The sequence below is a fragment of the Murinocardiopsis flavida genome, assembly GCF_003014485.1.
GTDB lineage: Bacteria > Actinomycetota > Actinomycetes > Streptosporangiales > Streptosporangiaceae > Murinocardiopsis > Murinocardiopsis flavida.
The window spans coordinates 46405-68493 of record NZ_PYGA01000008.1; the positions used below are offsets into that span (position 1 = coordinate 46405).

At 72.3% G+C, this 22089-nt stretch carries 23 protein-coding genes; 11 read left to right on the plus strand and 12 right to left on the minus strand.

Annotated features, from left to right (window positions below):
• Nucleotides 1–105 precede the first annotated feature (105 nt).
• Nucleotides 106–1065 carry a LysR family transcriptional regulator gene (locus tag CLV63_RS12830; RefSeq protein WP_106583224.1) on the minus strand — a complete coding sequence of 320 codons (960 nt, stop codon included), beginning with the start codon at nt 1063–1065 and terminating at the stop codon, nt 106–108.
• 79 nt (nt 1066–1144) lie between these two features.
• Between CLV63_RS12830 and CLV63_RS12835 the strand changes: the two genes are divergently transcribed.
• Genes CLV63_RS12835 through CLV63_RS12845 form a run of 3 tightly spaced genes read left to right on the plus strand, consistent with a single transcriptional unit; the run spans nt 1145 to nt 4542 of the window.
• The gene (locus CLV63_RS12835) at nt 1145–1855 is read left to right on the plus strand and encodes a succinate dehydrogenase cytochrome b subunit (protein WP_106583225.1); all 711 of its coding nucleotides are present in this window, start codon (nt 1145–1147) and stop codon (nt 1853–1855) included.
• Nucleotides 1856–3796, plus strand: a complete 1941-nt coding sequence (locus tag CLV63_RS12840; protein WP_106583226.1) for a fumarate reductase/succinate dehydrogenase flavoprotein subunit — start codon at nt 1856–1858, stop codon at nt 3794–3796.
• Complete coding sequence (locus CLV63_RS12845) at nt 3793–4542, plus strand: succinate dehydrogenase/fumarate reductase iron-sulfur subunit (protein WP_106583227.1); 750 nt, start codon at nt 3793–3795, stop codon at nt 4540–4542. The genes CLV63_RS12840 and CLV63_RS12845 overlap by 4 nt, the downstream gene beginning before the upstream one ends.
• Before the next feature lie 57 nt (nt 4543–4599).
• Here the strand turns inward: CLV63_RS12845 and CLV63_RS12850 are convergent, their stop codons facing one another.
• The 5 genes from CLV63_RS12850 to CLV63_RS12870 form a co-directional block, all read right to left on the minus strand.
• Entirely contained in the window at nt 4600–5262 is a 663-nt protein-coding gene (locus CLV63_RS12850) for a GNAT family N-acetyltransferase (RefSeq protein ID WP_106583228.1), read from the minus strand.
• 160 nt (nt 5263–5422) lie between these two features.
• Nucleotides 5423–6082, minus strand: a complete 660-nt coding sequence (locus tag CLV63_RS12855) for a TrmH family RNA methyltransferase (protein WP_106583229.1) — start codon at nt 6080–6082, stop codon at nt 5423–5425.
• Nucleotides 6083–6116: 34 nt separating this feature from the next.
• Complete coding sequence (locus CLV63_RS12860) at nt 6117–6500, minus strand: hypothetical protein (RefSeq protein ID WP_106583230.1); 384 nt, start codon at nt 6498–6500, stop codon at nt 6117–6119.
• A gap of 82 nt (nt 6501–6582) precedes the next feature.
• Nucleotides 6583–7035, minus strand: a complete 453-nt coding sequence (locus tag CLV63_RS12865) for a DUF3054 domain-containing protein (RefSeq protein ID WP_106583231.1) — start codon at nt 7033–7035, stop codon at nt 6583–6585.
• A 218-nt stretch (nt 7036–7253) separates the two neighbouring features.
• Nucleotides 7254–8384 (minus strand): S1 family peptidase, encoded by a 1131-nt coding sequence (locus CLV63_RS12870; protein ID WP_106583232.1) that lies wholly within the window; start codon nt 8382–8384, stop codon nt 7254–7256.
• Nucleotides 8385–8579: 195 nt separating this feature from the next.
• Here CLV63_RS12870 and CLV63_RS33210 point away from each other — a divergent pair, with 195 nt between their 5' ends.
• Nucleotides 8580–8810: a hypothetical protein gene (locus tag CLV63_RS33210; protein WP_146165558.1), complete on the plus strand. Its 231-nt coding sequence runs from the start codon at nt 8580–8582 to the stop codon at nt 8808–8810.
• Between the two features lie 118 nt (nt 8811–8928).
• Here CLV63_RS33210 and CLV63_RS12875 read toward each other — a convergent pair whose 3' ends face one another.
• Complete coding sequence (locus tag CLV63_RS12875) at nt 8929–11097, minus strand: S9 family peptidase (protein WP_106583233.1); 2169 nt, start codon at nt 11095–11097, stop codon at nt 8929–8931.
• 345 nt (nt 11098–11442) lie between these two features.
• Between CLV63_RS12875 and mshB the strand changes: the two genes are divergently transcribed.
• On the plus strand, nt 11443–12300 hold the full coding sequence (gene mshB, locus CLV63_RS12880) for an N-acetyl-1-D-myo-inositol-2-amino-2-deoxy-alpha-D-glucopyranoside deacetylase (RefSeq protein ID WP_106583234.1): 858 nt from the start codon (nt 11443–11445) through the stop codon (nt 12298–12300).
• Between the two features lie 59 nt (nt 12301–12359).
• A complete protein-coding gene (locus CLV63_RS12885) occupies nt 12360–12815 on the plus strand; it encodes a hypothetical protein (RefSeq protein WP_146165559.1) in 456 nt (151 codons plus the stop codon).
• 166 nt (nt 12816–12981) lie between these two features.
• On the opposite strand, the gene CLV63_RS12890 is transcribed toward CLV63_RS12885, so the two are convergent.
• A complete protein-coding gene (locus CLV63_RS12890) occupies nt 12982–13470 on the minus strand; it encodes a MarR family winged helix-turn-helix transcriptional regulator (protein WP_106583236.1) in 489 nt (162 codons plus the stop codon).
• Nucleotides 13471–13593: 123 nt separating this feature from the next.
• Here CLV63_RS12890 and CLV63_RS12895 point away from each other — a divergent pair, with 123 nt between their 5' ends.
• Nucleotides 13594–14040 carry an ester cyclase gene (locus tag CLV63_RS12895; protein ID WP_106583237.1) on the plus strand — a complete coding sequence of 149 codons (447 nt, stop codon included), beginning with the start codon at nt 13594–13596 and terminating at the stop codon, nt 14038–14040.
• 153 nt (nt 14041–14193) lie between these two features.
• Here CLV63_RS12895 and CLV63_RS12900 read toward each other — a convergent pair whose 3' ends face one another.
• The 3 genes from CLV63_RS12900 to CLV63_RS35350 form a co-directional block, all read right to left on the minus strand.
• Entirely contained in the window at nt 14194–15108 is a 915-nt protein-coding gene (locus tag CLV63_RS12900; protein WP_245928773.1) for a site-2 protease family protein, read from the minus strand.
• Nucleotides 15109–15276: 168 nt separating this feature from the next.
• Nucleotides 15277–16617, minus strand: a complete 1341-nt coding sequence (locus tag CLV63_RS12905) for a hypothetical protein (protein WP_106583238.1) — start codon at nt 16615–16617, stop codon at nt 15277–15279.
• Nucleotides 16618–16730: 113 nt separating this feature from the next.
• Nucleotides 16731–17117 carry a putative acetyltransferase gene (locus tag CLV63_RS35350; RefSeq protein ID WP_449288802.1) on the minus strand — a complete coding sequence of 129 codons (387 nt, stop codon included), beginning with the start codon at nt 17115–17117 and terminating at the stop codon, nt 16731–16733.
• Nucleotides 17118–17268: 151 nt separating this feature from the next.
• Between CLV63_RS35350 and fdxA the strand changes: the two genes are divergently transcribed.
• Both fdxA and dapC read left to right on the plus strand, forming a co-directional pair.
• Entirely contained in the window at nt 17269–17595 is a 327-nt protein-coding gene (gene fdxA, locus CLV63_RS12915) for a ferredoxin (protein WP_106583381.1), read from the plus strand.
• Nucleotides 17596–17711: 116 nt separating this feature from the next.
• Nucleotides 17712–18827 (plus strand): succinyldiaminopimelate transaminase, encoded by a 1116-nt coding sequence (dapC, locus tag CLV63_RS12920; protein ID WP_106583240.1) that lies wholly within the window; start codon nt 17712–17714, stop codon nt 18825–18827.
• A 32-nt stretch (nt 18828–18859) separates the two neighbouring features.
• On the opposite strand, the gene CLV63_RS12925 is transcribed toward dapC, so the two are convergent.
• A complete protein-coding gene (locus CLV63_RS12925; protein WP_106583241.1) occupies nt 18860–19759 on the minus strand; it encodes a hypothetical protein in 900 nt (299 codons plus the stop codon).
• Between the two features lie 257 nt (nt 19760–20016).
• On the opposite strand from CLV63_RS12925, the gene CLV63_RS12930 reads away from it, so the two are divergent.
• Both CLV63_RS12930 and dapE read left to right on the plus strand, forming a co-directional pair.
• Entirely contained in the window at nt 20017–20853 is an 837-nt protein-coding gene (locus tag CLV63_RS12930; RefSeq protein WP_106583242.1) for a 2,3,4,5-tetrahydropyridine-2,6-dicarboxylate N-succinyltransferase, read from the plus strand.
• Between the two features lie 104 nt (nt 20854–20957).
• Nucleotides 20958–22019, plus strand: coding sequence for a succinyl-diaminopimelate desuccinylase (dapE, locus tag CLV63_RS12935; RefSeq protein WP_106583243.1), 1062 nt, complete (start codon nt 20958–20960; stop codon nt 22017–22019).
• The last annotated feature ends 70 nt before the right edge of the window (nt 22020–22089 follow it).

The following is a 22089-nucleotide window of genomic DNA, read 5'->3' on the forward strand; positions in this document are numbered from 1 at the left end:
CATGGCGCCTCGCTGTCCTGCGCCGAATCTAGTGCCGCGGGACGGCGCGCGAGGGCGGATCGCGGTGTGATCAGGGCCCCAATCGCCCGCCGGCCTCAGCCGCCCTCAGCCGTCGTCCGCCGACCCCGCCGGCTCAGGGGAGAGGAGTTCGAGGTCGTCGCCGAGCTCGCTCGTCGGCCGGGCGGCGAGGAAGCGCAGCAGCTCCATGCGGAACGCGTGGGCGGTGTGCGACGGTTCGACGTCCTTGCGGTGCGCGAGCGCGATGGTGCGCAGCAGCCGCGGCCGGGCGAGCGGGGTACCCCGCAGCCCCGGCCGGTTCTTCAGCACCATGCTCGGCACCACGGCCAGGCCCAGCCCGGCCTCGACGAAGCGCAGCACCGCGTCCATCTCCCCGCCCTCGATGGACAGCCGCGGCTCGAAGCCCGCCTCGCGGCACGCCGCGAGTGTCGACTCGCGCAGGTCGTAGCCGCGCCGGAACATCACCAGGGGCTGGTGGCGCAGGTCGGTCACGCGCATCGACACGGCGGCGCACGGCGGCGGCGCCGACCGGGCGCTCGCGACGACCAGGCTCTCGCGCAGGATCGGCGCCGTCACGAACGCCGGGTCGTTGCTGTGCAGCGGCAGGATGATGACGGCGAGGTCGAGTTCGCCGCGGCCCAAGGCGCCGATCAGGTCGCGCGACCCGCTCTCCTCCACGTGCAGTTCGATGCCGGGGAAGCGACGGTGGAACTCCGAGAGCGCCTCCGCCAGCAGGCCGGCGCACAAGGAGGGGGTCGCGCCGAGCCGGACCCGGCCCTTGCGCATGCCGGCGAGTTCGGCGACGGAGCGGCGCGCGGTCTCGGTGTCGGTGATGATGCGCTGGGCGAGCGGCAACAGCACCTCACCTGCGGGAGTGAGTGTGATGTTCCCCCTAGCACGGCTGAATAACGGTGCGCCGAGCTCCTGTTCGAGGCTGCGGATCTGCTTGCTCAGGCTGGGCTGCGCGACCCGCGAAACCTGTGCTGCGCGGGTGAAATGCCGGGTCTCGGCGACGGCGAGGAAGTACGCGAGCTGCTGCAACTGCATGCTCCATAGCCTACGGCTATGGACACGAGCATGGCCATGACTTAGACGTACCGATAAACGCTGCCTAAAGTGGCAAGGTGTGGCGAACAGTTCCCTGACCAGGCAGAGGTCGACGGCATTTCGGTCCACGGTGGCCCTCAAATCGCTGATGGCGGTCACCGGCGTGATCCTCGTGCTGTTCCTCCTGGCACACATGTACGGCAACCTGATGGTGTTCGGCGGCCAACAGGCGTTCGACGAGTACTCGCACCACCTGCGCGAGCTCGGCGAGCCGATGCTCCCGCACAGCGGCGCACTCTGGATCATCCGCGTGGTCCTGCTGGCGAGCGTGCTCGGGCACGCCTACAGCGCGGTCGCGCTGTGGAGCAGGGCGAAGAAGGCCCGGGGCCACCGCTACGCGGTCACGAAGAGCGCCCAGGGCGCCTCGGCCCGCTACGCGACGCAGACCATGCGGTGGGGCGGCGTCGTCATCGTGCTCTTCGTGGTGTTCCACATCCTGCACCTGACGACCAACGACATCGCCCCCGGCGGCGCGTCCACCAGCCCCTACGAGCGGCTCGTGAACGGCTTCCAGCCGGAGTTCTGGTACGTGACCCTGTTCTACGTGCTGTCGGTGCTGGCAGTGGGCCTGCACTTGCGGCACGGTATCTGGAGCGCCCTGGCGACGCTCGGTGCCAACAAGGCCAAGCGCGAGCGGCCGCTGCACGCCGCTTCGACGCTCATCGCGGTCGTGCTGACGGTCGGGTTCCTGCTCGGACCGCTCTCCGTAACCTTCGGGCTGGTGGAATAAATGACTGAGCTGTACATCGAGGGCGACCCCGTCCGCGACGAGAAGGCCCCCGCGGGCCCCGTCCAGGAGCGCTGGGACAAGCGCCGCTTCTCCGCCAAACTGGTGAACCCCGCGAACCGGCGGAAGCTGTCGGTCATCGTCGTCGGCACCGGCCTCGCCGGGGCCTCGGCGGCCGCGACCCTCGGCGAGGCGGGCTACGAGGTCACGTCCTTCTGCTACCAGGACAGCCCGCGCCGCGCGCACAGCATCGCCGCGCAGGGCGGCATCAACGCCGCCAAGAACTACCGCAACGACGGCGACAGCATCTACCGGCTGTTCTACGACACCGTCAAGGGCGGCGACTTCCGCTCCCGCGAGTCCAACGTCTACCGGCTGTCCCAGGTCAGCGTCGAGATCATCGACCAGTGCGTCGCGCAGGGCGTCCCGTTCGCCCGCGAGTACGGCGGCCTGCTCGACAACCGCTCCTTCGGCGGCGTGCAGGTCTCCCGGACCTTCTACGCGCGCGGCCAGACCGGTCAGCAGCTCCTCATCGGCGCCTACCAGGCGCTGGAGCGCCAGATCGCGGCCGGGACCGTGCAGATGCACACCCGCCACGAGATGCTGGAGCTCGTCGTCAAGGACGGCCGCGCCCGCGGCATCGTCGTCCGCGACATGGTCAGCGGCGAGATCGAGACCCACTTCGCCGACGCCGTCGTGCTCGCCAGCGGCGGCTACGGCAACGTCTTCTTCCTCTCCACCAACGCCATGGGCTGCAACGTCACGGCCACCTGGCGGGCGCACCGCAAGGGCGCGCTGTTCGGCAACCCCTGCTTCACGCAGATCCACCCGACCTGCATCCCGGTCAGCGGCGAGTACCAGTCGAAGCTGACGCTCATGAGCGAGTCGCTGCGCAACGACGGCCGCATCTGGGTGCCCAAGGAGCACGGCGACAAGCGCGACCCGCGCGAGATCCCCGAGGACGAGCGCGACTACTACCTGGAGCGCATCTACCCGGCGTTCGGCAACCTGGTGCCGCGCGACATCGCCTCGCGCGCCGCCAAGAACGTGTGCGACGAGGGGCGCGGCGTCGGCCCCGGCGGGCTGGGCGTCTACCTCGACTTCGCCGACGCGATCAAGCGCATGGGCCGCCCCGCGGTCGAGGCGAAGTACGGCAACCTGTTCGACATGTACCAGCGCATCACCGGCGAGAACCCCTACGAGGTGCCGATGCGCATCTACCCGGCGGTGCACTACACCATGGGCGGGCTGTGGGTCGACTACGACCTCCAGAGCACCATCCCCGGCCTGTTCGTGACCGGCGAGGCGAACTTCTCCGACCACGGCGCGAACCGCCTGGGCGCGAGCGCGCTGATGCAGGGCCTCGCCGACGGCTACTTCGTGCTGCCCAACACCATCAACGACTACCTCTCCGCCGGCCCGTTCGAGAAGCTCGACGCGGACGACCCGGACGCCAGGGAGGCGGCCGAGGCGGTGCGCTCGCGCATCGACACGCTGCTGTCGGTCGACGGCAGCCGCACCGTCGACTCCTTCCACAAGGAGCTCGGCCACATCATGTGGGACTACTGCGGCATGGAGCGCACCGAGGAGGGCCTGCGCAAGGCCATCGAGCGCATCCGCGAGCTGCGGACGGAGTTCTGGAGCGACGTCAAGGTCCTCGGCGGCAACGAGGAGCTGAACCAGGCGCTGGAGAAGGCCGGCCGGGTCGCCGACTTCTTCGAGCTGGCCGAGCTGATGTGCATCGACGCGCTGCACCGCAACGAGTCGTGCGGCGGGCACTTCCGGGCCGAGAGCCAGACCGAGGACGGCGAGGCGCTGCGCCACGACGACACCTACGCCTACGTCGCCGCGTGGGAGTTCAACGGCACCGGCGCGCCGCCGATCCTGCACAAGGAAGAGCTGGAATACGAGTACGTCGAGATGAAGCAGCGGAGCTACAAGTGAACATCACCCTGCGCGTGTGGCGCCAGAAGAACAGCGACGCCGAGGGTCGGATGGTCACCTACAAGGTCGAGGACGTCGAGACCGACATGTCCTTCCTTGAGATGCTGGACGTCCTCAACGAGAAGCTCACGACAGCGGGCGAGGACCCGGTGGCCTTCGACCACGACTGCCGCGAGGGCATCTGCGGTGCCTGCGGCGTGGTGATCGACGGCGTCGCGCACGGACCCGAGACCACGACGACCTGCCAGCTGCACATGCGCAGCTTCAAGGACGGCGACACGATCACCGTCGAGCCGTGGCGCGCCAAGGCGTTCCCCGTGCTCAAGGACCTGGTGGTCGACCGCGGCTCGTTCGACCGCATCATCCAGGCCGGGGGCTACATCAGCGCGCCGACCGGGACCGCGCCGGACGCGCACGCCAACCCCATCCCCAAGGCCGACGCCGACCGCGCGTTCGACGCCGCCACCTGCATCGGCTGCGGCGCGTGCGTCGCGGCCTGCCCCAACGCCTCGGGGATGCTGTTCACCGCGGCGAAGGTGACCCACCTCGGCATGCTCCCGCAGGGGCAGCCGGAGCGGGCGGCCCGCGTGGTGAAGATGGTGAACCAGCACGACGAGGAGGACTTCGGCGGCTGCACCAACATCGGCGAGTGCGCGGCGGTCTGCCCCAAGGGCATCCCGCTCGACACGATCTCGCAGCTCAACAAGGACCTGCTCGGGGCGCTCGCGTCCGGCAACCTCGACTGATCCCGTGAGACGAAGGGCGGTCCCGGTCGCGGGGCCGCCCTTCGCCGGTTCCGGGGCTCAGCCGGCCGCGGGTTCGCGGCGCATGCCGTGGATCGTGGGGCCCTCGGGGAAGGTGGTCTCGTTGACGACCGCGAAGCCGAAGTGCTCGTACAGCGGGATGTTCTCGGGCCGGGACGCCTCCAGGTAGCACGGCATCGCGTCGGAGTCGGCGCGGCGCAGGCCGTGGCGGAGCAGCGCGCCGCCCAGCCCGGTGCCGCGCTCCTTGGGGTCCGTGCCGATGTCGGCCAGGTACCAGTGCGGCTCCTTCGGCGCGGCCCGCTCCATCGGGCCCATGCCGCGCGCGATGACGGGGAACCGGGTGCCGAACAGCTCCACCACGTGCGGCAGCACCCGCAGGGCGTGCCAGGGGCCGTTGTTCTTCATGCCCGGCGGCACCCACAGGGCGGCGGCGCGGACGACGCCCTCGTGCTCGGCGACGTCGACACCCCGCAGCCCGCGCGCGTCGAAGGCGAGCTGCATGCAGAAGAAGCGGCGCGCCTTCTCCGGCCGGATCGCGGAGTCGGGGAACAGCCAGGCGAACACCGGGTCGTCCGCGAACGCGAGGCCCAGCGCGCGGGCCGCCCTGGGGATGTCGGCGCGATCGGCGGCCCGGACCGGCGCCGGATCGGTCCCCCGCCCACCGGACGCACCGCGCGCCTGTGCAGAGTCGTCCTTGCCCATGCCTGCCGCCTCTCGTCAACGGTGCTTGCCGTCGGTCCAGGCTAGCGGCCGGAAGGGCGGCCTATAAGGCGAACCGGCCGTCCCGCGGGATTTCCGGCCGCGGCGCCGCACGGGCCCGGAGCCGGTGCCCCGGGGCTCGGACGCGGTGCGGCGGTCGGGGTCAGACCGGCTGGTCGAAGACGTGCGCGCGGACCCACGCGTGCATGGCCACGGCCGCGGCCGCCCCGGCGTTGATGGAGCGGGTCGAGCCGTACTGGGCGATGGACAGCACCGCCCGGCACACCTCGCGGACGTCGTCGGAGAGTCCGGGGCCCTCCTGGCCGAACACGAGGACGCAGGAGCGCGGCAGTGGGTAGGTCTCCAGCGGCACGGCGCCGGGCAGGTTGTCGACGCCGATGACGGGCAGTTCGCGTTCGTCCGCCCACGCCAGCAGCTCGGCGGGGCCCTCGTGGTGGTACACGTGCTGGTAGCGCTCGGTGACCATGGCGCCGCGCCGGTTCCACCTGCGGCGGCCGACGATGTGCACCGCCGCCGCGCCGAAGGCGTTGGCTGTGCGCACGACGGAGCCGATGTTGAAGTCGTGCTCCCAGTTCTCCACCGCGATGTGGAAGGGGTGCCGGGACGCGTCGAGGTGGTCGACGATCGCCTCGCGGCGCCAGTAGCGGAATTGGTCGACGACGTTGCGTTGGTCGCCGTTGGCGAGCAGGTCTGGGTCGTAGTGCGCGCCGTCGGGCCACGGGCCCTCCCAGGGGCCGAGCCCCACGATGCGCGCCGGCGGCGCCGCCTCGGGCTCCGGCTGGGGGACGGTCTGCTCGCTCACCCCTCCAGGATAGGCGCCGGCGGTGCCGCCCGGTTCAGCGGTCGAAGCGCAGGTCGCCGTGGAAGTCGCGGCCCTGGATGACAGTGCCGCTGACGTCGCCGTTGACGGTGTTGGTCACCGTGCCGCCCGACTCGGCCAGTAGTTCGCGCAGTTCGGCGGCGACGGGGGCGATACCGGGCTCCGCGGCCTCGGCGTCGACGATGTGCCCGGCGAGGACTCGGACCGCGGCATCGTCGGAGGGGTCTGTTTGCGCGGCGTCGAGTGCGGCGCTCGAATCGGGCCGACTCCGCAGGCGGGGGAACAGCACTTTGCGGAGCCGGGTCAGCGTCGTAAGGCCGCCGTCGGCCAGCGCCTCGCCGATCTTTCCGCCGAGGCCGCCGGCGACCGCGGTGGCGAGGGCGATGCTCACAGGGTCCATGGCTGGCTCCGGGGGAAAGGGGCGGTGACCGGTGGCTTCCAGAGTCGCACAGCTCCTGCGGTGCCCACCAGTCCGATTCCGGTCAGCTCGTGGGCGCGGCCCGGCCGCGCCGTGCGGCGCGGCCGGCGGGGACGAGGGCCGCGGCGCGCCAGCCGAGCATCGTGACGGCGAGGAAGAGCGTTGTGACGACGGCGAAGGACAGCGGGGCTCCCCCCGCGCCGGCGGCGACGCGCAGCGCCAGCCCGCCGGCGACCGTGACCGCCCAGATGAGGGCGCCGTTGGCAAGGACGCGTGCCGGACCGGGCGCGGCGGGGCCGCGGGCGAGTGCGGCGGCGCCGGCGAGCGCCCAGGCGAGGGCGAGGGCGGCGGCGAAGGGCCACGCCGTGCCGAGCAGGCCGAGCAGGACACCGGCCTCGTGGTGGTTGGCGCGGCCGACGGCGACGAACACGGTCACGCACGCGAGGTCGAACAGGACCGCCCACGGAGTGGGGACGGCGGTGCCTCCGGGGCGGAGCGCGAAGAACGGTGCACGCATACGGCCAGGCTAGCGGTGGGGTGCGTGCAACGGGGTCGGCCCCCGCTGGGCGCGGGGGCCGACGCTGGTGCCGACGGGTACCGGGGATGGAAGGACGGGGATGTACCAGTCGGCCCTCACGCGTACGGCGGTGCGCGAGGCCCCGGCACCCGAGATGCGCGGGGTGCCGGGGGTAGTGGGTCCGGCCTTGGCTCCGCTGCGCGGGCCGCCGGCGGGGGTCATCCGGTGAGGAGGCTCACCCCGAACTCGTCGAGGATGGGGTTCACCGGCTGGAAGAAGGTGACGCCGCCGCTGGAGCAGTTGCCCGATCCGCCGGAGGTGACGCCCTGTGCCTGGTTGTCGGTGAGCCAGGAGCCGCCGGAGTCGCCGGGCTCGGCGCAGACGTCGGTGCGGGTGAGGCCGTTCACCACGTCGCCGCCGCCGTAGTCGACCGACTGGTTCTTGGACTCGACGGTGCCGCAGTGCCATCCGGTGGTGGAACCGGAGCGGCAGATGGCGCCGCCCTCGGGGGTCTCCTCCGAACCGCCGACGGTCACGGTGCCGCCCTGGTAGTCGTTGACGACGGGCTGCGGGGTCCAGTTGCTTTCGGTCTGGGCGTGGGCCATGTCGTTGCCGGGGAACACGGACCCGGCGACCGTGCCGGTGCCGCTGCCGTCCTCGGACGACACCTGGGTGCCCTCGGCGCCGCAGTGCCCGGCGGTGACGAACCCGCCCTCGACGGAGAAGCCGATGGAGCAGCGCCCGCCGCCGGTGGAGTAGGCGTCGCCGCCGCGGACGTCGGCGTAGGTGCGCGGCTGGGCCTTGCTCTCCTTGACGGTCACCGCGGAGCCGGCGACCCCGGCACCCTTGGCGAACTGCTCGCCCTTTGCGGTGGCGCCGGGCTTGACCGTGATGACGACGGTGTCGGACTCGGCGTCGGTGTACCAGCTCGTGACGCCCTTGTGGTCGGCGGTGCCCTCCTTGTTGAGGTCGGACATGACGGCGTCGAGCGCCTGCTGGCCGTTGTCGACGAGGTTGGGGGTGGCGCCGGCCGAGCGGACCTCGGGGGCCGCGCTCTTGTCGGTGATGTTGACGGTGAGCTTGCCCGTGGCGACGTCGAAGACGCCGCCGCCGAAGGCGTCGCCGAGGGAGGAGCGGAGCGCCGACTCGGTGGAGCGGGCGTCGTCCTGCTGCTTGTAGAGCGCCTCGACTTCAGGGGTGCTCAGCCCGAGGTCGCGCTTCATGGCCGTCGCCTGGTTGGCGTCGCCCTGGGTGGCGGCGTCGGCGGTCGCGGCGGTCGCGGCCGCCGCGATGAGGCCAATGGCGAACACACCACTGCCGATGGTTCTGACCAGGGGGGATTTCTTCATTCGTGCTGCCCTTCTCTTGGTTGGTGACCAGGAGATCGCGTTAATGAGCGGGGACCCAGCGCGATCGCCGAGGGGTGGCCGAAGGCTGTGCGACCTTCGTCAACCGGACACTCGGTAAACGATTGGAAACCATAAGTCATCTCGCCCAGATGGCAATAGGCCGGGTTGAAAGCTGTGGACGGCGACAAACCGGTGATGATCACGAACGCGCTGGTCGAACGCGTGGCTTCGGGTGTCCGGGGGTCCCGTTTTGCGATGTCGCCCCTTGATCACGGCGCGGGCGGCGTGACGGTGATGGGCGAAAATCAGAAAGTCAATAGAAACATACGGCCGAATCAGGCCAATATTCTCCGTACTCGCCAGTTGGTAGGAACATCTAAGGCGATTCTGTGTTCACGCCCTGAACGCGGTCGTGAACTGCGATGATCACCGAACGTGCGCGTCGGGCGTGCATCAGCGGCGCCGGCCGCTCCGGCACCCGTCCCGGCGGCACGAGAACGGGGCGCCGCCGCCGACGCCCCGCCCCTTCAGCACGCGCCCGCGCCTACCCGGCCGCCCCGGACGGGCCCGACGCGAACGCCTCGCGCAGGAACGCGACCTGGAGCAGCAGCAGGTTCTCGGCGGTGGTCTCCTCCGACGCCATGTGCGTGATGCCCGACAGCGGCAGCACCGTGTGCGCCTTCCCCGCAGCCAGCAGCGCCGACGAGAGCCGCTGGGTGTGCGCGTAGACGACGTTGTCGTCGGCGAAGCCGTGGATGAGCATCAGGCGGCCCTCCAGCCGCGCGGCGTCGTCGATCACGCTGCTGCGCGCGTATGCGGCGCCCTCGGTCGCGGGGTGCCCCAGGTAGCGCTCGGTGTAGTGGGTGTCGTAGAGCCGCTGGTCGGTCACCGGGGCACCCGAGATCGCGGCGTGGAACACGTCGGGCCGCCGCAGGACCGCCAGCGCCGCGAGGAAGCCGCCGAACGACCAGCCGCGGATCGCCACCCGGCCGGGGTCGAGGTCGGGGTACCGCTCCAGCGCGTCGGCCAATGCCGCCACCTGGTCCTCCAGCACCGGCCCCGCGAGGTCGCCGTGCACGGCCTGCTCCCACTCGACGCCGATGCCCGGCGTGCCCCGCCCGTCGGCGATGAGCACGGCGTATCCCTGGTCGGCGAACCACTGCGAGGTGAGGAACGCCGAGCGCGCGCTGACCACGCGCTGGGCGTGCGGCCCGCCGTAGGGGTCGAGCAGCACCGGGAGCCTGCCGGAGCCCGGCTCGTACCAGGAGGGCAGGACCAGCGCCGTCGGGATCCGCCGCTCACCGGCGCGCCACAGGGTGACGCGGGGGGACGGCAGCTCCGGGACCTCGGCGAAGCTGGCGATGGCCGTGTGCACCTGCCGGGTCTCGGTCCCCGCCCCCTGCGTCACGACGGTGGCCACACCGTCGGACGCCAGGTCGCGGCGCTGGTGGACGAGGGTGTCGCCGCGCAGCCGCCCGGAGTGGACGCCGCCGCCCTCGGCGCCGGGGAACTCCAGTGGTTCGACGCGCTTGTCCGTGACGTCGAGCAGCCACAGGCCGGTCGACTCCGGCGCGCCGCGCTCCGATGCCGAGAACAGCACCCGGTCGCCGTCGACGCCGAGCACCCCGCGCAGGTACAGGCCCTCCGGGGTGACGGCCTCGCCGCCGAGGTAGAGGCGGCGCTCGGCGTCGCCCGCGCGGCGCCCGACCCACAGCAGCGCGCCCCCGCAGAAGTCGGGGACGCCCGGCATGATCTCCACCCACACGTCGTCGGTCTCCGTGTGCAGCTCGAAGACGAGGCCGGTGGCGGGGTCGGCGCTGAACACGGTCAGGGTGCGCTGGTCGCGGCTCTGCGCGGAGAACACGACGGTCGGCGTGCCCTCGGGGCCGGTGGTCCAGGAGGCGGTGACCAGGTACGGCAGTTCGGCGCGGTTCCACTCGATGGGGACCTCCCTGCCGTCGCCGTGCGCGGGCAGGACGGCCAGCCGCACGTCGGCGTTGGCGGTGCCCGCGGCGGGGTAGGCGACGGTGTGCGCGGCCGACTCGGGGTGCGCGGGGTCGGCGATCGTCCACCGCTCCACGGCGGAGTCGTCCACCCGCGCCGCGAGGACCGCCGACGAGTCGGGCGCCCACCACATGCCGCGGTAGCGGCCCATCTCCTCGGCGGCGATGAAGTCGGCGAGCCCCCAGGTGACATTGTCGCCGTCGGGTTCGGCGAGGACCCGGTCGGTGCCACTGCCGATGTCGATCACGTGGACGGCCCCGCCGCTCACGTAGGCGACGGAGTCGCCGCGCGGGCACAGCGCCGGGTCGACCACCGGCACCGCCGCGGGAAGTTCGCGGGGGGTGTGGTCGTCGCCCGCGAGGTCGACGCAGTACAGCCGGCCGGACAGGGTGAACGCCGCACGGGTGAACGCGTCGTCCACCGTGTAGGACACGATGCCGCCGCCCGTCTCGCGCAGCCGCTCCCTGCGGGCGCGCTCCTCCGGCGGCAGGTCCTCGTCGACCCGGCCGATCTCCCTGGGGTCGGCCGCCACCCATTCGCCCGGTCCGCCCCGCCCGCCGAGTTCGCCGACCCAGAGGCAGGTGGCGGTGTCGTTGCCGTCGCGGCCGCGCAGGAACGCGGCCCGCGTGCCGTCGGGAGAGATCTGGAAGGACCGGGGTGCGCCGAGGGTGAAGCGGCGGGTCCTCGCCTGCTGCCGTGGAAAACTCATGGGACGCATTGTGGCAGCAGCGCGGCCGGCGGCCCCAGGGACGCGGGAGGGGGCGGGGAGTGTTTTGGAAGGGCTTTCGGGTCAGCGAGCGGCCGTCCAGGTGCCGCGTCGCAAGCCGATTCGCGAGGTGCAGCCTGGTTGGCTGTTCGAGCGATATCGGTACAGCGAGGCGGTGCCTGGTGGCCGCGAGCCCGAAATGGCTTTCAAAACACGACCTGGCGCGACGCGCCCGCCCACGGGGGCGCCGGGGACGGCGGCGGCGCGCCCGCGCATTGCCCTCCGGTGACCCGATCATGATCACAATGCGGACAAGTGCCCCTACGTAGAGCTGTATCGTCGGAGGTTATGACAGATCGGCGAATGCTGCTGGTGCACGCGCATCCCGACGACGAGTCCATCGTCACCGGCGCAACGATGGCGAAATACGCCGCGGAGGGCGCGGCGGTCACCCTTGTCACCTGCACCCTGGGCGAGCGCGGCGAGGTCATCCCCGCCGACCTCGCCGACCTCGCGATCGGCAGGAGCGGCGGCCTCGGCGAGCACCGCATCGGCGAACTCGCCAAGGCGTGCGCCGCGCTGGGGGTCGACGACCACCGCTTCCTCGGCGGCCCCGGCCGGTACCGCGACTCCGGGATGATGGGCGACCCCGGCAACGACGACCCCGGCTGCTTCTGGCGCGCCGACCTCGACGCCGCTGCGCTCGAACTCGCCCAGATCGTCCGTGAGGTCCGCCCCGACGTCATGATCACCTACGACGACAACGGCGACTACGGGCACCCCGACCACATCCAGGCGCACCGCGTCGCCCTGCGCGCCTTCGGCAGGGCCGGGGAGCGCGCCGTGCCGGGGGCGCCCTGGCACACCCGGAAGCTGTACGCCGTGGCGCGGCCCCGCTCGGTCCTGGCGGAGTCGGTGCGGCGCCTCGGCGAGGAGTCCGGGCCGTTCGCGCCGCCCGCCGATGTCGGCGACATCGCCCCGGGGGTGCCCGACGCGCTGGTGACCTCCCGTGTCGACGGCTCGGCCCACTGGGCGGCGAAGGCCATGGCCATGCGCGCGCACGCCACCCAGATCAGCGTCAGCGGCGAGCGTTTCGCGCTGTCCAACGGCATCCGCCAGGAGATCGACGCGGTGGAGTACTACACGCTGCTGCGCGGTCCGAGCCGCCGCCGCGGCGACGGGTACGAGACCGACCTGTTCGAGTAACCGGCACCGGCGGGACCTGGGGAGGCAGAGTGGGCTGGAGCGCCGAGTACGCTGCGTCCGTGCCGAACACGATCTCCGACCCTGCCGCGTCGCCCGCCGGGGCCCCCGGCCGTCCCGCGATGGCGGGCACCCTCCTCAACGGCGCGTGCGGGGTCGTCCTGCTGCTGCTCGGGTTCGTCGGCGCGGTCGTCCTCGCCCTGGCGGAGAGCTGGCTGTCGTGGCTCGCGGTGTCGGGCGGGACCGGCCTGGTGCTCGCGCTGGTGTCGCTGGCGGGGATCTGCTGCGTGCTGTTCGCCGGCGGCCGGGCCGTGGGATGGGCGACGTCGTCGCGGTGGGGCCCCGCGCTGCTCGCCGCGGGCTGGACCGCGGGGATCTTCCTGGTGGTGGGGTTCGGCTCGGCCGGCGACACCGTGATGCTGGCGTCGTGGATCAACTACGCCTTCCTGTTCGGCACCGTCGCCGTCCTCGCGCTGGCCGCCCTGCTCTCGGAGCCCGATGCCGCCGGCGTCGCCTGACCCTTTCCCGCCACGTTCCCTCGATGACCTCGACAAGGTCGAGATCATCGTCGAGATCATCGCAAAGGGGCGGGTACGCGCCCGCACACGACCGTGGACGAGAGCCCGGAACGATCGGCGGAACACGTCCCGATCGCACCCACCGCCGCCAAGCGAGGGCAAAGGGTCAGCCGCCCGGCGATCGCGCCGGGCGTTCCGCGACGAGCCGGGCGGCCTGCTCGTTGCCGACGGCCGAGAGCCGGCGCAGGTAGGCGGCGACGACCGCGAGTTCGTCGTCGCTGAACTCCGCCATCGCCTCGTCGAATGCACGGCCCGGCACGTCCCAGGCTTCGGCGACTTCCGCACCCGGGCGCGGCAGCAGGCGGACCAGCGACCGGCGGCGATCGTCCGGGTCGTTCTCCCTGGCGACGAAACCGGCCTGCTCCAGCCGGTCGACCAGCCGGGTGGCCGAACCCGGGGTCAACCCGGACAGCTGGGCGATCCGGCCTGTCGTCATGGGCCGGGTCTCCAGCGCGAGCAGCCCCAGGCATTGCAGATCCGTGGGGTGCAGCCCCATGTGATCGGCGAGTGCCTGGTTGAACAGCGTGTACGCGGCGTAGTGCCGCCGACTCTCATCGGTCACTTCGCGGAGGAGCCGCGCGCGGGAAGCTGACATGGTCCGCCTTCTCGACGATATTTACTTGCACCACGCATATAGTGTGTGGTGCATTATGTGTGTGACGATAAATATTCTACGCGAGGCAGCCGCGCTCGCACCACCGAACGGACACCGATCACCATGACCGACACCGACCCGACGGCTCTGTACGCCCGCTGGAACCGCCTGTGGAACGGCGATTTCAGCGTCGCCGAATCCATCCTGGCCCCGGATCTCCTGGTCCACCAGGCGCGCCCCGACGGATCCGACTCCACCGCACAGCGCGGTCCGGAGCGGCTGCTTCCCGAGATCGAGCAGACGATGGCCCACTTCACGGACGTCGGGATCACCACCGAAGTCGGCCCCCTCATCGACGGCGACCTGATCTCCTTCCGCTGGACCATGCGGGCTTCGTACAAGGGCGGCCTGCCGCGCGCCACGGCCCCGATCGGCACCCGCGTGGAGTTCAGCGGCAACGACATCCTGCGCATCGCCGATGGCCGGTTCGTCGAGTACTGGACATGCAGCGACACACTCAACGGGCTGGTCCAGCTGGGCGCGATCTCCGGCCCCAACGGTCCCGCCTGAGTCGCCTCGCGAAGCGGACCACGCGGGCCCGTCGCCCCACTCGTCAGGGGAGCGACGGGCCGGTGAGATCCGGTGCCGGAGGCCACGCGTGCCGATGGGGCCGCACCGGCGACAGAGTGGTCACGGAGGTCGGCCCCGCGGGCTGAGCGTTGGTCAGCCGGCCCAGGGCCACAGCAGGGTCTGGCCGAAGCCCACGTAGTTCTGGTTCAGGCCGATACCGTCGAGCGTGCCAGCCATGGTCGCCAGGAACGCCTGGTTCACCTCGGGGAACGCGAGCACGGCGAAGAGGGCGACCGGCGCGAACACCCCCACGGGCGACCCGGCGAGCCGGGCGGCCCGCGCCGGCAGGTAGGGCGCGATGGCGTCGTAGCCCGCCAACCCGGGGACGGGCAGCAGCGCGAGCAGGGCCGCGGTGGCGTTGGCGTAGCACAGGAACACCAGCCCGCTGATGGTCCAGTTGTCGGTGACCGAGCCCTCCGGCACGAGTGCCTGCACGACGAGCAGCAGCGCGGCGGCGATCACCAGGTTCACGACGACGCCGCCGATGGCGACCAGGCTGCGGGCGCCGCGCCCCGGCACGGCCGACCGGTCGAGGTGCAGCGCGGGGCCCACCATTCCGAATCCGCCGACCAGCAGGAACGCCATAGGCATCAGCAGGCCCGCGAACAGTTCCCGGTAGCCGAACGGGTTCAGCCGCAGGTACGCCGAGCCGCGCAGCGCGCGGTCGCCGAACCGGTAGGAGAGAACGGACCTGCCGAGCTCCTGGAGGGCGAGGCAGCAGATCCACGCGGCGGTGACCAGGATGAACGGGGTGTAGGCGGTGGTGCCCTCGGTGGTCCAGCCGGCCTCGGCCCGCGTCCACGAGAGCCAGCCGGCCAGGCCGGCGATACCGAGGAGCAGCACGAACACCGGGCTGGGCAGGAAGTCGAGCCGCGACGGTGCGCGGCCGCCGCGGGGGTCCGTGTCGGCGGCACCGGCCGGGTCCGCAGCCGGTGCCGCGTCTGCCTTTGCCGCGTCGCCGGTACCGGCGGGCCGGGCCGGGGAGCCGGGTGACTCTGGTGCGGACATGCTGCTCCCACATGCTCAACGGGATCGAGGAGGCCGACCGGACGCGGGGGCGCCGCGGCGGCGCTACCAGGGCGTGTCTCGCGGATGCTTTCGGATCGGCGGGACACGCCCCAGGCTATGGGGTGCTCCGCGCGGACCCGCACGGGCCCGGCCGCGGCGGCGGAGCGGTCAGATCGAGGCCCGCGGGGTGGTCGCGGAGAGGTGGATGGCCGTGAGCGCGAAGGCCCGCCCGACCTTGGTGAGGCGCTGCGACCGGCCCTCGGACAGGAGGTCGCCGCCGACGACGCAGCCAAGCGTCTCCAGCAGCCAGGTGACGGTGAGCAGCACCGAGCGGACCTGCTGCGTGGGGGGTTCGTCGCCGCCCGAGGGGTGCTCCCACCCGGCGTCGGCGAGCACCAGCCGCGCCTCCTCGGCGATGTCGGTCTCGACCGCTTCGGCGCGGGCGTGGCTGCCGGTGGACCGGGGGGAGCGCATCAGCAGCAGGCCGAGCAGGGTCTCGATGGCGGCCTGCTCGAAGCCGTCGGTGTTGAGGACGTTCTCGCCGACCGCCCGCCACAGCGCGTCGGTGCTGGCGTAGAGCTGCCGCCCCCTGCGGGTGAGGACGAGGCGGCGGCCGGACCTGCGGACCGCGCGCATGGTGCGCAGGAGCTTGTGCAGCGCGATGAGCTGCATGACGTCGGTCTCGCTGCGGGGCGGTGCGGGGACGGTGTCCCAGTCGAACTCGGCGCGGAGTTCGCGCACGACGTTGGGGGAGATGTAGCCGATCTGGGTGAGCCCGATGCCGTCATCGGCGTACTGGAGCAGGCGCTGCACCGGGGCGAGGGCGTCGGCGGCGCCGGGCGGGGTCTCGGCGCCCGTGATGATCTGCCCGAGGAGCGGCCAGAACCGCTGGCGGTGCGGGTGCGAGGGGGACGCCAGCCAGTCGCGGACGCGCTCCTCGCGGATGCGGTCGAGCCGGCTGCGGCCCTGGGGGTCGGGCTGGGTGAGGAAGGAGCGCGCGTGCTGCTCCTGCGCCGCCCGCCAGCCCCGGGTGCCGGGACGGATGTCGCCCACGGCGATCGACAGCTCCAGCGCTGCGGAGGTGGCGTGGTAGGCGTCGGTCTCGGCGGTGCCGAGCGGCGTCCCCCAGGTCAGCTCGGAGAGGTCGGGGGGTTCGATGCCCGAGGCGCGCATCTGGCGCTCGTAGGCGGTCAGGCCGGCGTCGTGCGCGGAGTCGTAGCACGCGAGGATGTCGCGGGTCGCCGCGGAGGTGCAGATGTCGGCGTAGCGCGGCATGTCGAGGAGCGAGAACAGCCGGCCGAGGGAGGTCGCGACGTTCAGGCGGTCGCCGGTCTCGCGGGTGAACCGCACGGGCAGGACGTACCAGCAGAACTCCTGGACCGCGCGCTGGCTGAGGGACTCCAGGCCCTGGCCCGCGGTGAGGCTGGCGAGCGCGCTTTCAGCGGACCGGGCGGCCTTGGCGTCGAGGCGGGCGAGCTGGGCGAGGGCGGACGCGACGGTCTCCTGCATGGCGTGAGTTCGCCACCTCCCGGTGCGGCCAGAGGCTCGCTGCGATGGATGGGCTCTGTATCGTCGGTGCGGAGGCGGGGTCCGCGTGCGCCGGAGGCGCGGTTCGGTCCTCCTCAGCGGGGTGGGCGGCGTGCGGGTTCCTGGGGTACGACCTTGCTGGCCGCGATATCGTTCGTTATGACCTCGGTCACAGTTCCGTCGCGACGGCGGACGGTGGCGACACCGTGCTCCCATGATTCGAGAACCCCGACGATATCGCTGAACACGCCGCCCGAGAGCAGGACGCGCAGGGTGACACGCCGCCCGACGTCGTCGGAAGTCACCAGCGCGCGGAGCCGCGCCGCATATCCCAAATCCGTCACCCCCCGGTGCGCGGCCGCCGCGTGCGGCGGCGGTGCCTCGGTGTCGTCGTGGGCGTCCCGGCGCGCCCGCCGAGGACGCGGGGCGCCAGGCCCCCATGGTCTGGGCCCGCGGCTGCCATGGCACCCCGATGTGCGCATGGTATGCCGGGCACCGCAATACTAGATGGCAGTGAATCGCATGTCCCACGGCCGGCCGACCCGCGGTGCCGGGGCCCGGCACCGCCAGGCTATGTGACATCGAAGACATTTATATGCGGTCAACGTGGCGAAGACCGAAGAGGAGTACGACGTGACCTACGTCATCGCGCAGCCTTGTGTCGACCTGCTCGACAAGGCGTGCATCGATGAGTGCCCTGTCGACTGCATCTATGAGGGCCAGCGCATGCTCTACATCCACCCCGACGAGTGCGTGGACTGCGGTGCCTGCGAACCGGTGTGCCCGGTGGAGGCGATCTACTACGAGGACGACCTCCCCGACCAGTGGTCGAGCTACTACAAGGCGAACGTCGAGTTCTTCGACGACATCGGCTCGCCCGGCGGGGCCTCCAAGGTCGGCAAGATCGCCAAGGACCACTCGGTCGTGGCGGAACTGCCCCCGCAGGCGACCGAGGAGTAGCGGCGCCCGAGCGCCCGGCGGTGCGGCGGCCCGCAGCGCCGGGCGCCGGTTCCGCGCCGACGACCGATCCGCGCGGCGGCGGCGCCGCGGCGGCAGACCAGGAGCAACGGGGACCGATGACTGAACGACGACGGGTGACCGACCGGCTGCCGGCCTTTCCGTGGGACCGCCTGGTCCCGCACAAGGAGGCCGCGGCGGCGCACCCCGACGGCATCGTCGACCTGTCCATCGGCACACCGGTCGACCCGGTGCCGCCCGCGCTGCGCGCGGCGCTGGCCGACGCGGCCGACAGTCCGGGGTACCCGCAGACCCACGGCACACCTGAGTTGCGCGCCGCCATCGCGGGCTGGCTGGAGCGGCGCCACGGCGTCGCCGTGGCGCCCGACGCCGTCCTGCCCACCCTCGGTTCCAAGGAGATGGTGGCCTGGCTGCCGACCCTCCTGGGGCTGGGCGCCGGCGACACCGTCGTGTACCCCGAGCTCGCCTACCCGACCTACGATCTCGGGATCCGCCTGGCGCAGGCCACCCCCGCCGCCTCCGACGGGCTCACCTCGCTGGGACCGGCGCCGGTGCGGCTGGTGTGGCTGAACTCGCCCGCGAACCCCACGGGGCGGGTGCTCCCAGCGGAGCACCTGCGCAAGGTCGTCGCGTGGGCGCGCGAGCGCGGCGCGATCGTCGCCTCCGACGAGTGCTACCTCGACCTCGGCTGGGACGGCACGCACCCGCTGTCGATCCTGCACCCCGATGTGTCCGGGGGCTCGCACACCGGGCTGCTCGCGCTGCACTCGCTGTCGAAGCGCTCCAACCTGGCCGGCTACCGCGCCGCGTTCACCGCAGGCGACCCCGCGCTGGTCGAGGAGGTGCTGGCCGTGCGCAAGCACGCCGGGATGATCATGCCGGCCCCGGTGCAGGCCGCCATGCGGGCCGCGCTCGACGACGACGCGCACGCCCGCGAGCAGAAGGAGCGCTACGCCGCACGCCGCGCCCTGCTGCGCGCGGCGCTGGAGCGCGCCGGCTGGCGGGTCGACCACTCCGAGGCCGGGCTGTACTTGTGGGCGGCCCACCCCGCGCACGACGCGTGGGGGTCGGTGAAGCTGCTCGCCGAGCACGGCATCCTGGTCGCGCCCGGGGTGTTCTACGGCGCCGCGGGAGCCGACCACGTGCGGGTGGCGTTCACGGCGACCGACGAGCGGGTCGCCGCCGCGGTGCGGCGGCTGGCGGCGCTCGCGTGACCGCCGCGGGGCTCACCTGACCGCCGCCGGGCTCACTTCAGCAGGATCTGGCCCTCGGGGGCGACGTCGGCGGTGCGCACCCAGCCGTCGCGGCCCTTCGCTGCGGTCCACCGCTGGTCGCCGTAGGTGACGGAGGTCAAGCCGTAGTCCTTGGCGTTGGCGACCGCCCACAGCGCCATGGCCTGGCCGGGGTCGCCGGTGGCCGGCGGGTCGGCGACGGGCAGCGTGCCGGGGTCGATGCCGAAGATCCGGGTCATCTCCTCGCGTGCGCCGGCGACGTCGGTCTCGGCGGCTTCCTGCTTCTTGAACCAGCAGCTCAGCGCCGCGCCCTCCTGGCCGGTGAACGCCTTGGCCATGCCGCGCGACTTGGGTTCGTGGTCGTCGTAGGCGAACCCGTCGGCGCTGCGCTGGACCGCCTGCGCCGCCTCGTACACGGGGATGTCGCGGTAGCCGGGGACGTCGGCCAGCTCGTCGTAGAACCGGCCGGAGGCGTACACGGGGTCCATGAGCTGGTCGACGCGTCCCCATTCCTGGGACGGCCGCTGCTGGAACAGGCCGACGGAGTCGCGGTCGCCGAAGTCGATGTTGTGGAACTTCGACTCCTGCCACACCGTGGCGTAGGCGATCACGACCGCGTGGTCGGGCAGGTCCTTCGCGAAGGCGACTCCGCCGATCGTCGCGGCGTTCGCCGCCTGTTCGATCTCCAGGCCGGTCTTCCGGCCGGCCTCGGTCATCTTGCAGCCGGCCGCCGGAGCGGGCGGGGCGATCTCGATCGGCTTGATGGACCGCAGCAGGTAGAAGCCGCCGCCGACGAGCACGCCGCAGGCTGCGGTCAGGATGACCAGGATCTTGAAGAACGCGGAGACCTTGCGGCGCCCGCGCTGCTGCGGGGTCTCGCTCGGCTCGCTGCTCTTTCGACGCTTTCCAGACACTCCGTGAACCGTCAGGGGTATCGGGGCGGGCGCGCCAGGCGCGGTCCGCGATCGGATGGGGACGGGCATCCCCGGACCGGCGGCCGCGGCCGCCACCGGGATGGGGAAGGGATACACCACAGATTCTAGGTCGTCATACGAGTCGCGGTGCTGCAAGTGGGCGAGAATCCGCGGCGCGTCGCACGGCGCCGCGGCGCGCACCGCCGAGTGGGGACGGGTTCGTCGCCCCGTGCGCACAACCAGTAGGCTCCAGAGCCATGACCACCTCGTTCACCAGCCCCCTTCCGCAGGACATCGACGCACTGTGGGAGCGCCGCACCGAGCTCACCCCCGACCACACCGAGGCCCGCGCCACCATCGTCGGCGCGGTCGACGAACTCGACGCGGGCAAGGCGCGGGTGGCGTTCGTCGACCCCGCTACCGATGAGGTGGTCGTCGACGAGCGCGCCAAGCGCGCCATCCTGCTGAGCTTCAAGGTGCTCGCCATGGAGGAGTCCGCCATCGGCTCCTTCAACTACCACGACCGCATCCCGCTGAAGAGCCGCCTCGAAGGCGTGCGGGTCGTCCCCGGCGCCATCGCGCGCTGGGGCGCCTACCTTGCGCCCGGCGTCGTCATGATGCCGTCGTTCGTGAACTTCGGCGCCTGGGTCGGCTCCGGCACCATGGTCGACACCTGGGCCACGGTCGGGTCCTGCGCGCAGGTCGGCGAGAACGTGCACCTGTCCGGCGGCGTGGGCGTGGGCGGCGTGCTCGAACCGCCGCAGGCCGCGCCGGTCGTCATCGAGAACGACGCGTTCCTCGGCTCGCGCAGCATGGTGGTCGAGGGCGCCCGCGTGCGCACCGGTGCCAAGCTCGGCGCCGGGACCATCCTCACGTCGTCCACCCGCGTGTTCGACGCCGAGACCGGCGACGAACTGCCCCGCGGCGAGGCGCCCGCGTGGTCGGTCTGCGTCACGGCCAACCGCGTCAAGAGCTTCCCCGGCGGCGACTTCGGGCTGCCGTGCCTGCTGGTCCTCAAGCGCCTCCACGAGGGCGAGGAGCACGACAAGCTCGCCATGAACGCGCTGCTCCGCGAGCACGGCGTCAACGCCTGAGGCGTCCCGCCCGCACGGCGCCGGGCACCGAGGACCCGCAGACCCGCGCGCGGCGCCGCCGGCGCCGCGCGCCACCCGATCTCCTGGGAGAAAGGCCGCACCGCATGCTCGACCTCGCGACGGACGTCCGCGCGCTCACCGCCCGCATCGTGGACATGGAATCCGTCAGCGGCGGGGAGCGCGCGCTCGCCGACGCGATCGAGCAGGCGCTGCGCCCCCTCCCGCACCTCGTCGTCGAGCGCGACGGCGACGCCGTGGTGGCGCGCACGAACCTGGGCCGCGCGCAGCGGGTCGTCGTCGCCGGGCACATCGACACGGTGCCCATCGTCGGCAACGTGCCCTCGCACGAGTCGGAGGGCCGCCTCTACGGCTGCGGCACCACCGACATGAAGAGCGGGGTGGCGGTGCAGCTCAAGCTGGCTGCCGCCATCGCGGAGCCGGTCCACGACGTCACCTACGTGTTCTACGACTGCGAGGAGATCGACGCCGAGCGCAACGGGCTGCGGCGGCTCGCGCGCGACCACCCCGAGTGGCTGGCCGGCGACTTCGCCATCCTGATGGAGCCCACCGGCGGGATGATCGAGGGCGGCTGCCAGGGCACCCTGCGCGCCGAGGTCACCGCCTACGGCGAGCGCGCCCACAGCGCGCGCTCCTGGATGGGGCGCAACGCCATCCACGGCGCGGCGCCCATCCTCGACGTCCTGCGCGGGTACCGGCCGCGCCGCCCCGAGGTCGAAGGGCTGACCTTCCACGAGGGGTTGAACGCCGTGTTCGTCTCCGGCGGGGTCGCGGGCAACGTCATCCCCGATGTGTGCACGGTCACCGTCAACTACCGGTTCGCGCCCGACCGCACCGTCGCCGAGGCCGAGGAGCACCTGAAGGAGGTGTTCGCGGGCTTCCCCGTGGCGGTCACCGACGCCGCTGCCCCGGCCCGGCCGGGGCTGGACCACCCGGCCGCCGAGGTGTTCGTGCGCGCCGTGGGGTCGGGGCAGGCCCGCGCCAAGCTCGGCTGGACCGACGTCTCGCGGTTCTCGGAACTGGGCGTGCCCGCCGTCAACTACGGCCCCGGCGACCCCACCCTGGCGCACACCAAGGACGAGTACGTCGTCCTCGACGAGATCAGCGAGGCCGAGCGCCGCATGGCCGCCTGGCTCACCGGGGCCTGAGACCCCGTCGGCACGTCCCCGTTCATGCGGCGGACGACGAAGATCACCCCCTGAGCACCCCGCAATGGGT

Excerpts from the sequence above, each read along its gene's own strand:
- CLV63_RS12830 (WP_106583224.1), bottom strand. The coding sequence starts at position 1,065 with ATGCAGTTGCAGCAGCTCGCGTACTTCCTCGCCGTCGCCGAGACCCGG.
- CLV63_RS12840 (WP_106583226.1), top strand. The coding sequence starts at position 1,856 with ATGACTGAGCTGTACATCGAGGGCGACCCCGTCCGCGACGAGAAGGCC.
- CLV63_RS12850 (WP_106583228.1), bottom strand. The coding sequence starts at position 5,262 with ATGGGCAAGGACGACTCTGCACAGGCGCGCGGTGCGTCCGGTGGGCGG.
- CLV63_RS12860 (WP_106583230.1), bottom strand. The coding sequence starts at position 6,500 with ATGGACCCTGTGAGCATCGCCCTCGCCACCGCGGTCGCCGGCGGCCTC.
- CLV63_RS12865 (WP_106583231.1), bottom strand. The coding sequence starts at position 7,035 with ATGCGTGCACCGTTCTTCGCGCTCCGCCCCGGAGGCACCGCCGTCCCC.
- CLV63_RS12870 (WP_106583232.1), bottom strand. The coding sequence starts at position 8,384 with ATGAAGAAATCCCCCCTGGTCAGAACCATCGGCAGTGGTGTGTTCGCC.
- CLV63_RS33210 (WP_146165558.1), top strand. The coding sequence starts at position 8,580 with ATGATCACGAACGCGCTGGTCGAACGCGTGGCTTCGGGTGTCCGGGGG.
- CLV63_RS12875 (WP_106583233.1), bottom strand. The coding sequence starts at position 11,097 with ATGAGTTTTCCACGGCAGCAGGCGAGGACCCGCCGCTTCACCCTCGGC.
- mshB (WP_106583234.1), top strand. The coding sequence starts at position 11,443 with ATGACAGATCGGCGAATGCTGCTGGTGCACGCGCATCCCGACGACGAG.
- CLV63_RS12890 (WP_106583236.1), bottom strand. The coding sequence starts at position 13,470 with ATGTCAGCTTCCCGCGCGCGGCTCCTCCGCGAAGTGACCGATGAGAGT.
- CLV63_RS12895 (WP_106583237.1), top strand. The coding sequence starts at position 13,594 with ATGACCGACACCGACCCGACGGCTCTGTACGCCCGCTGGAACCGCCTG.
- CLV63_RS12900 (WP_245928773.1), bottom strand. The coding sequence starts at position 15,108 with ATGTCCGCACCAGAGTCACCCGGCTCCCCGGCCCGGCCCGCCGGTACC.
- CLV63_RS12905 (WP_106583238.1), bottom strand. The coding sequence starts at position 16,617 with ATGCAGGAGACCGTCGCGTCCGCCCTCGCCCAGCTCGCCCGCCTCGAC.
- CLV63_RS35350 (WP_449288802.1), bottom strand. The coding sequence starts at position 17,117 with ATGCGCACATCGGGGTGCCATGGCAGCCGCGGGCCCAGACCATGGGGG.
- dapC (WP_106583240.1), top strand. The coding sequence starts at position 17,712 with ATGACTGAACGACGACGGGTGACCGACCGGCTGCCGGCCTTTCCGTGG.
- CLV63_RS12930 (WP_106583242.1), top strand. The coding sequence starts at position 20,017 with ATGACCACCTCGTTCACCAGCCCCCTTCCGCAGGACATCGACGCACTG.
- dapE (WP_106583243.1), top strand. The coding sequence starts at position 20,958 with ATGCTCGACCTCGCGACGGACGTCCGCGCGCTCACCGCCCGCATCGTG.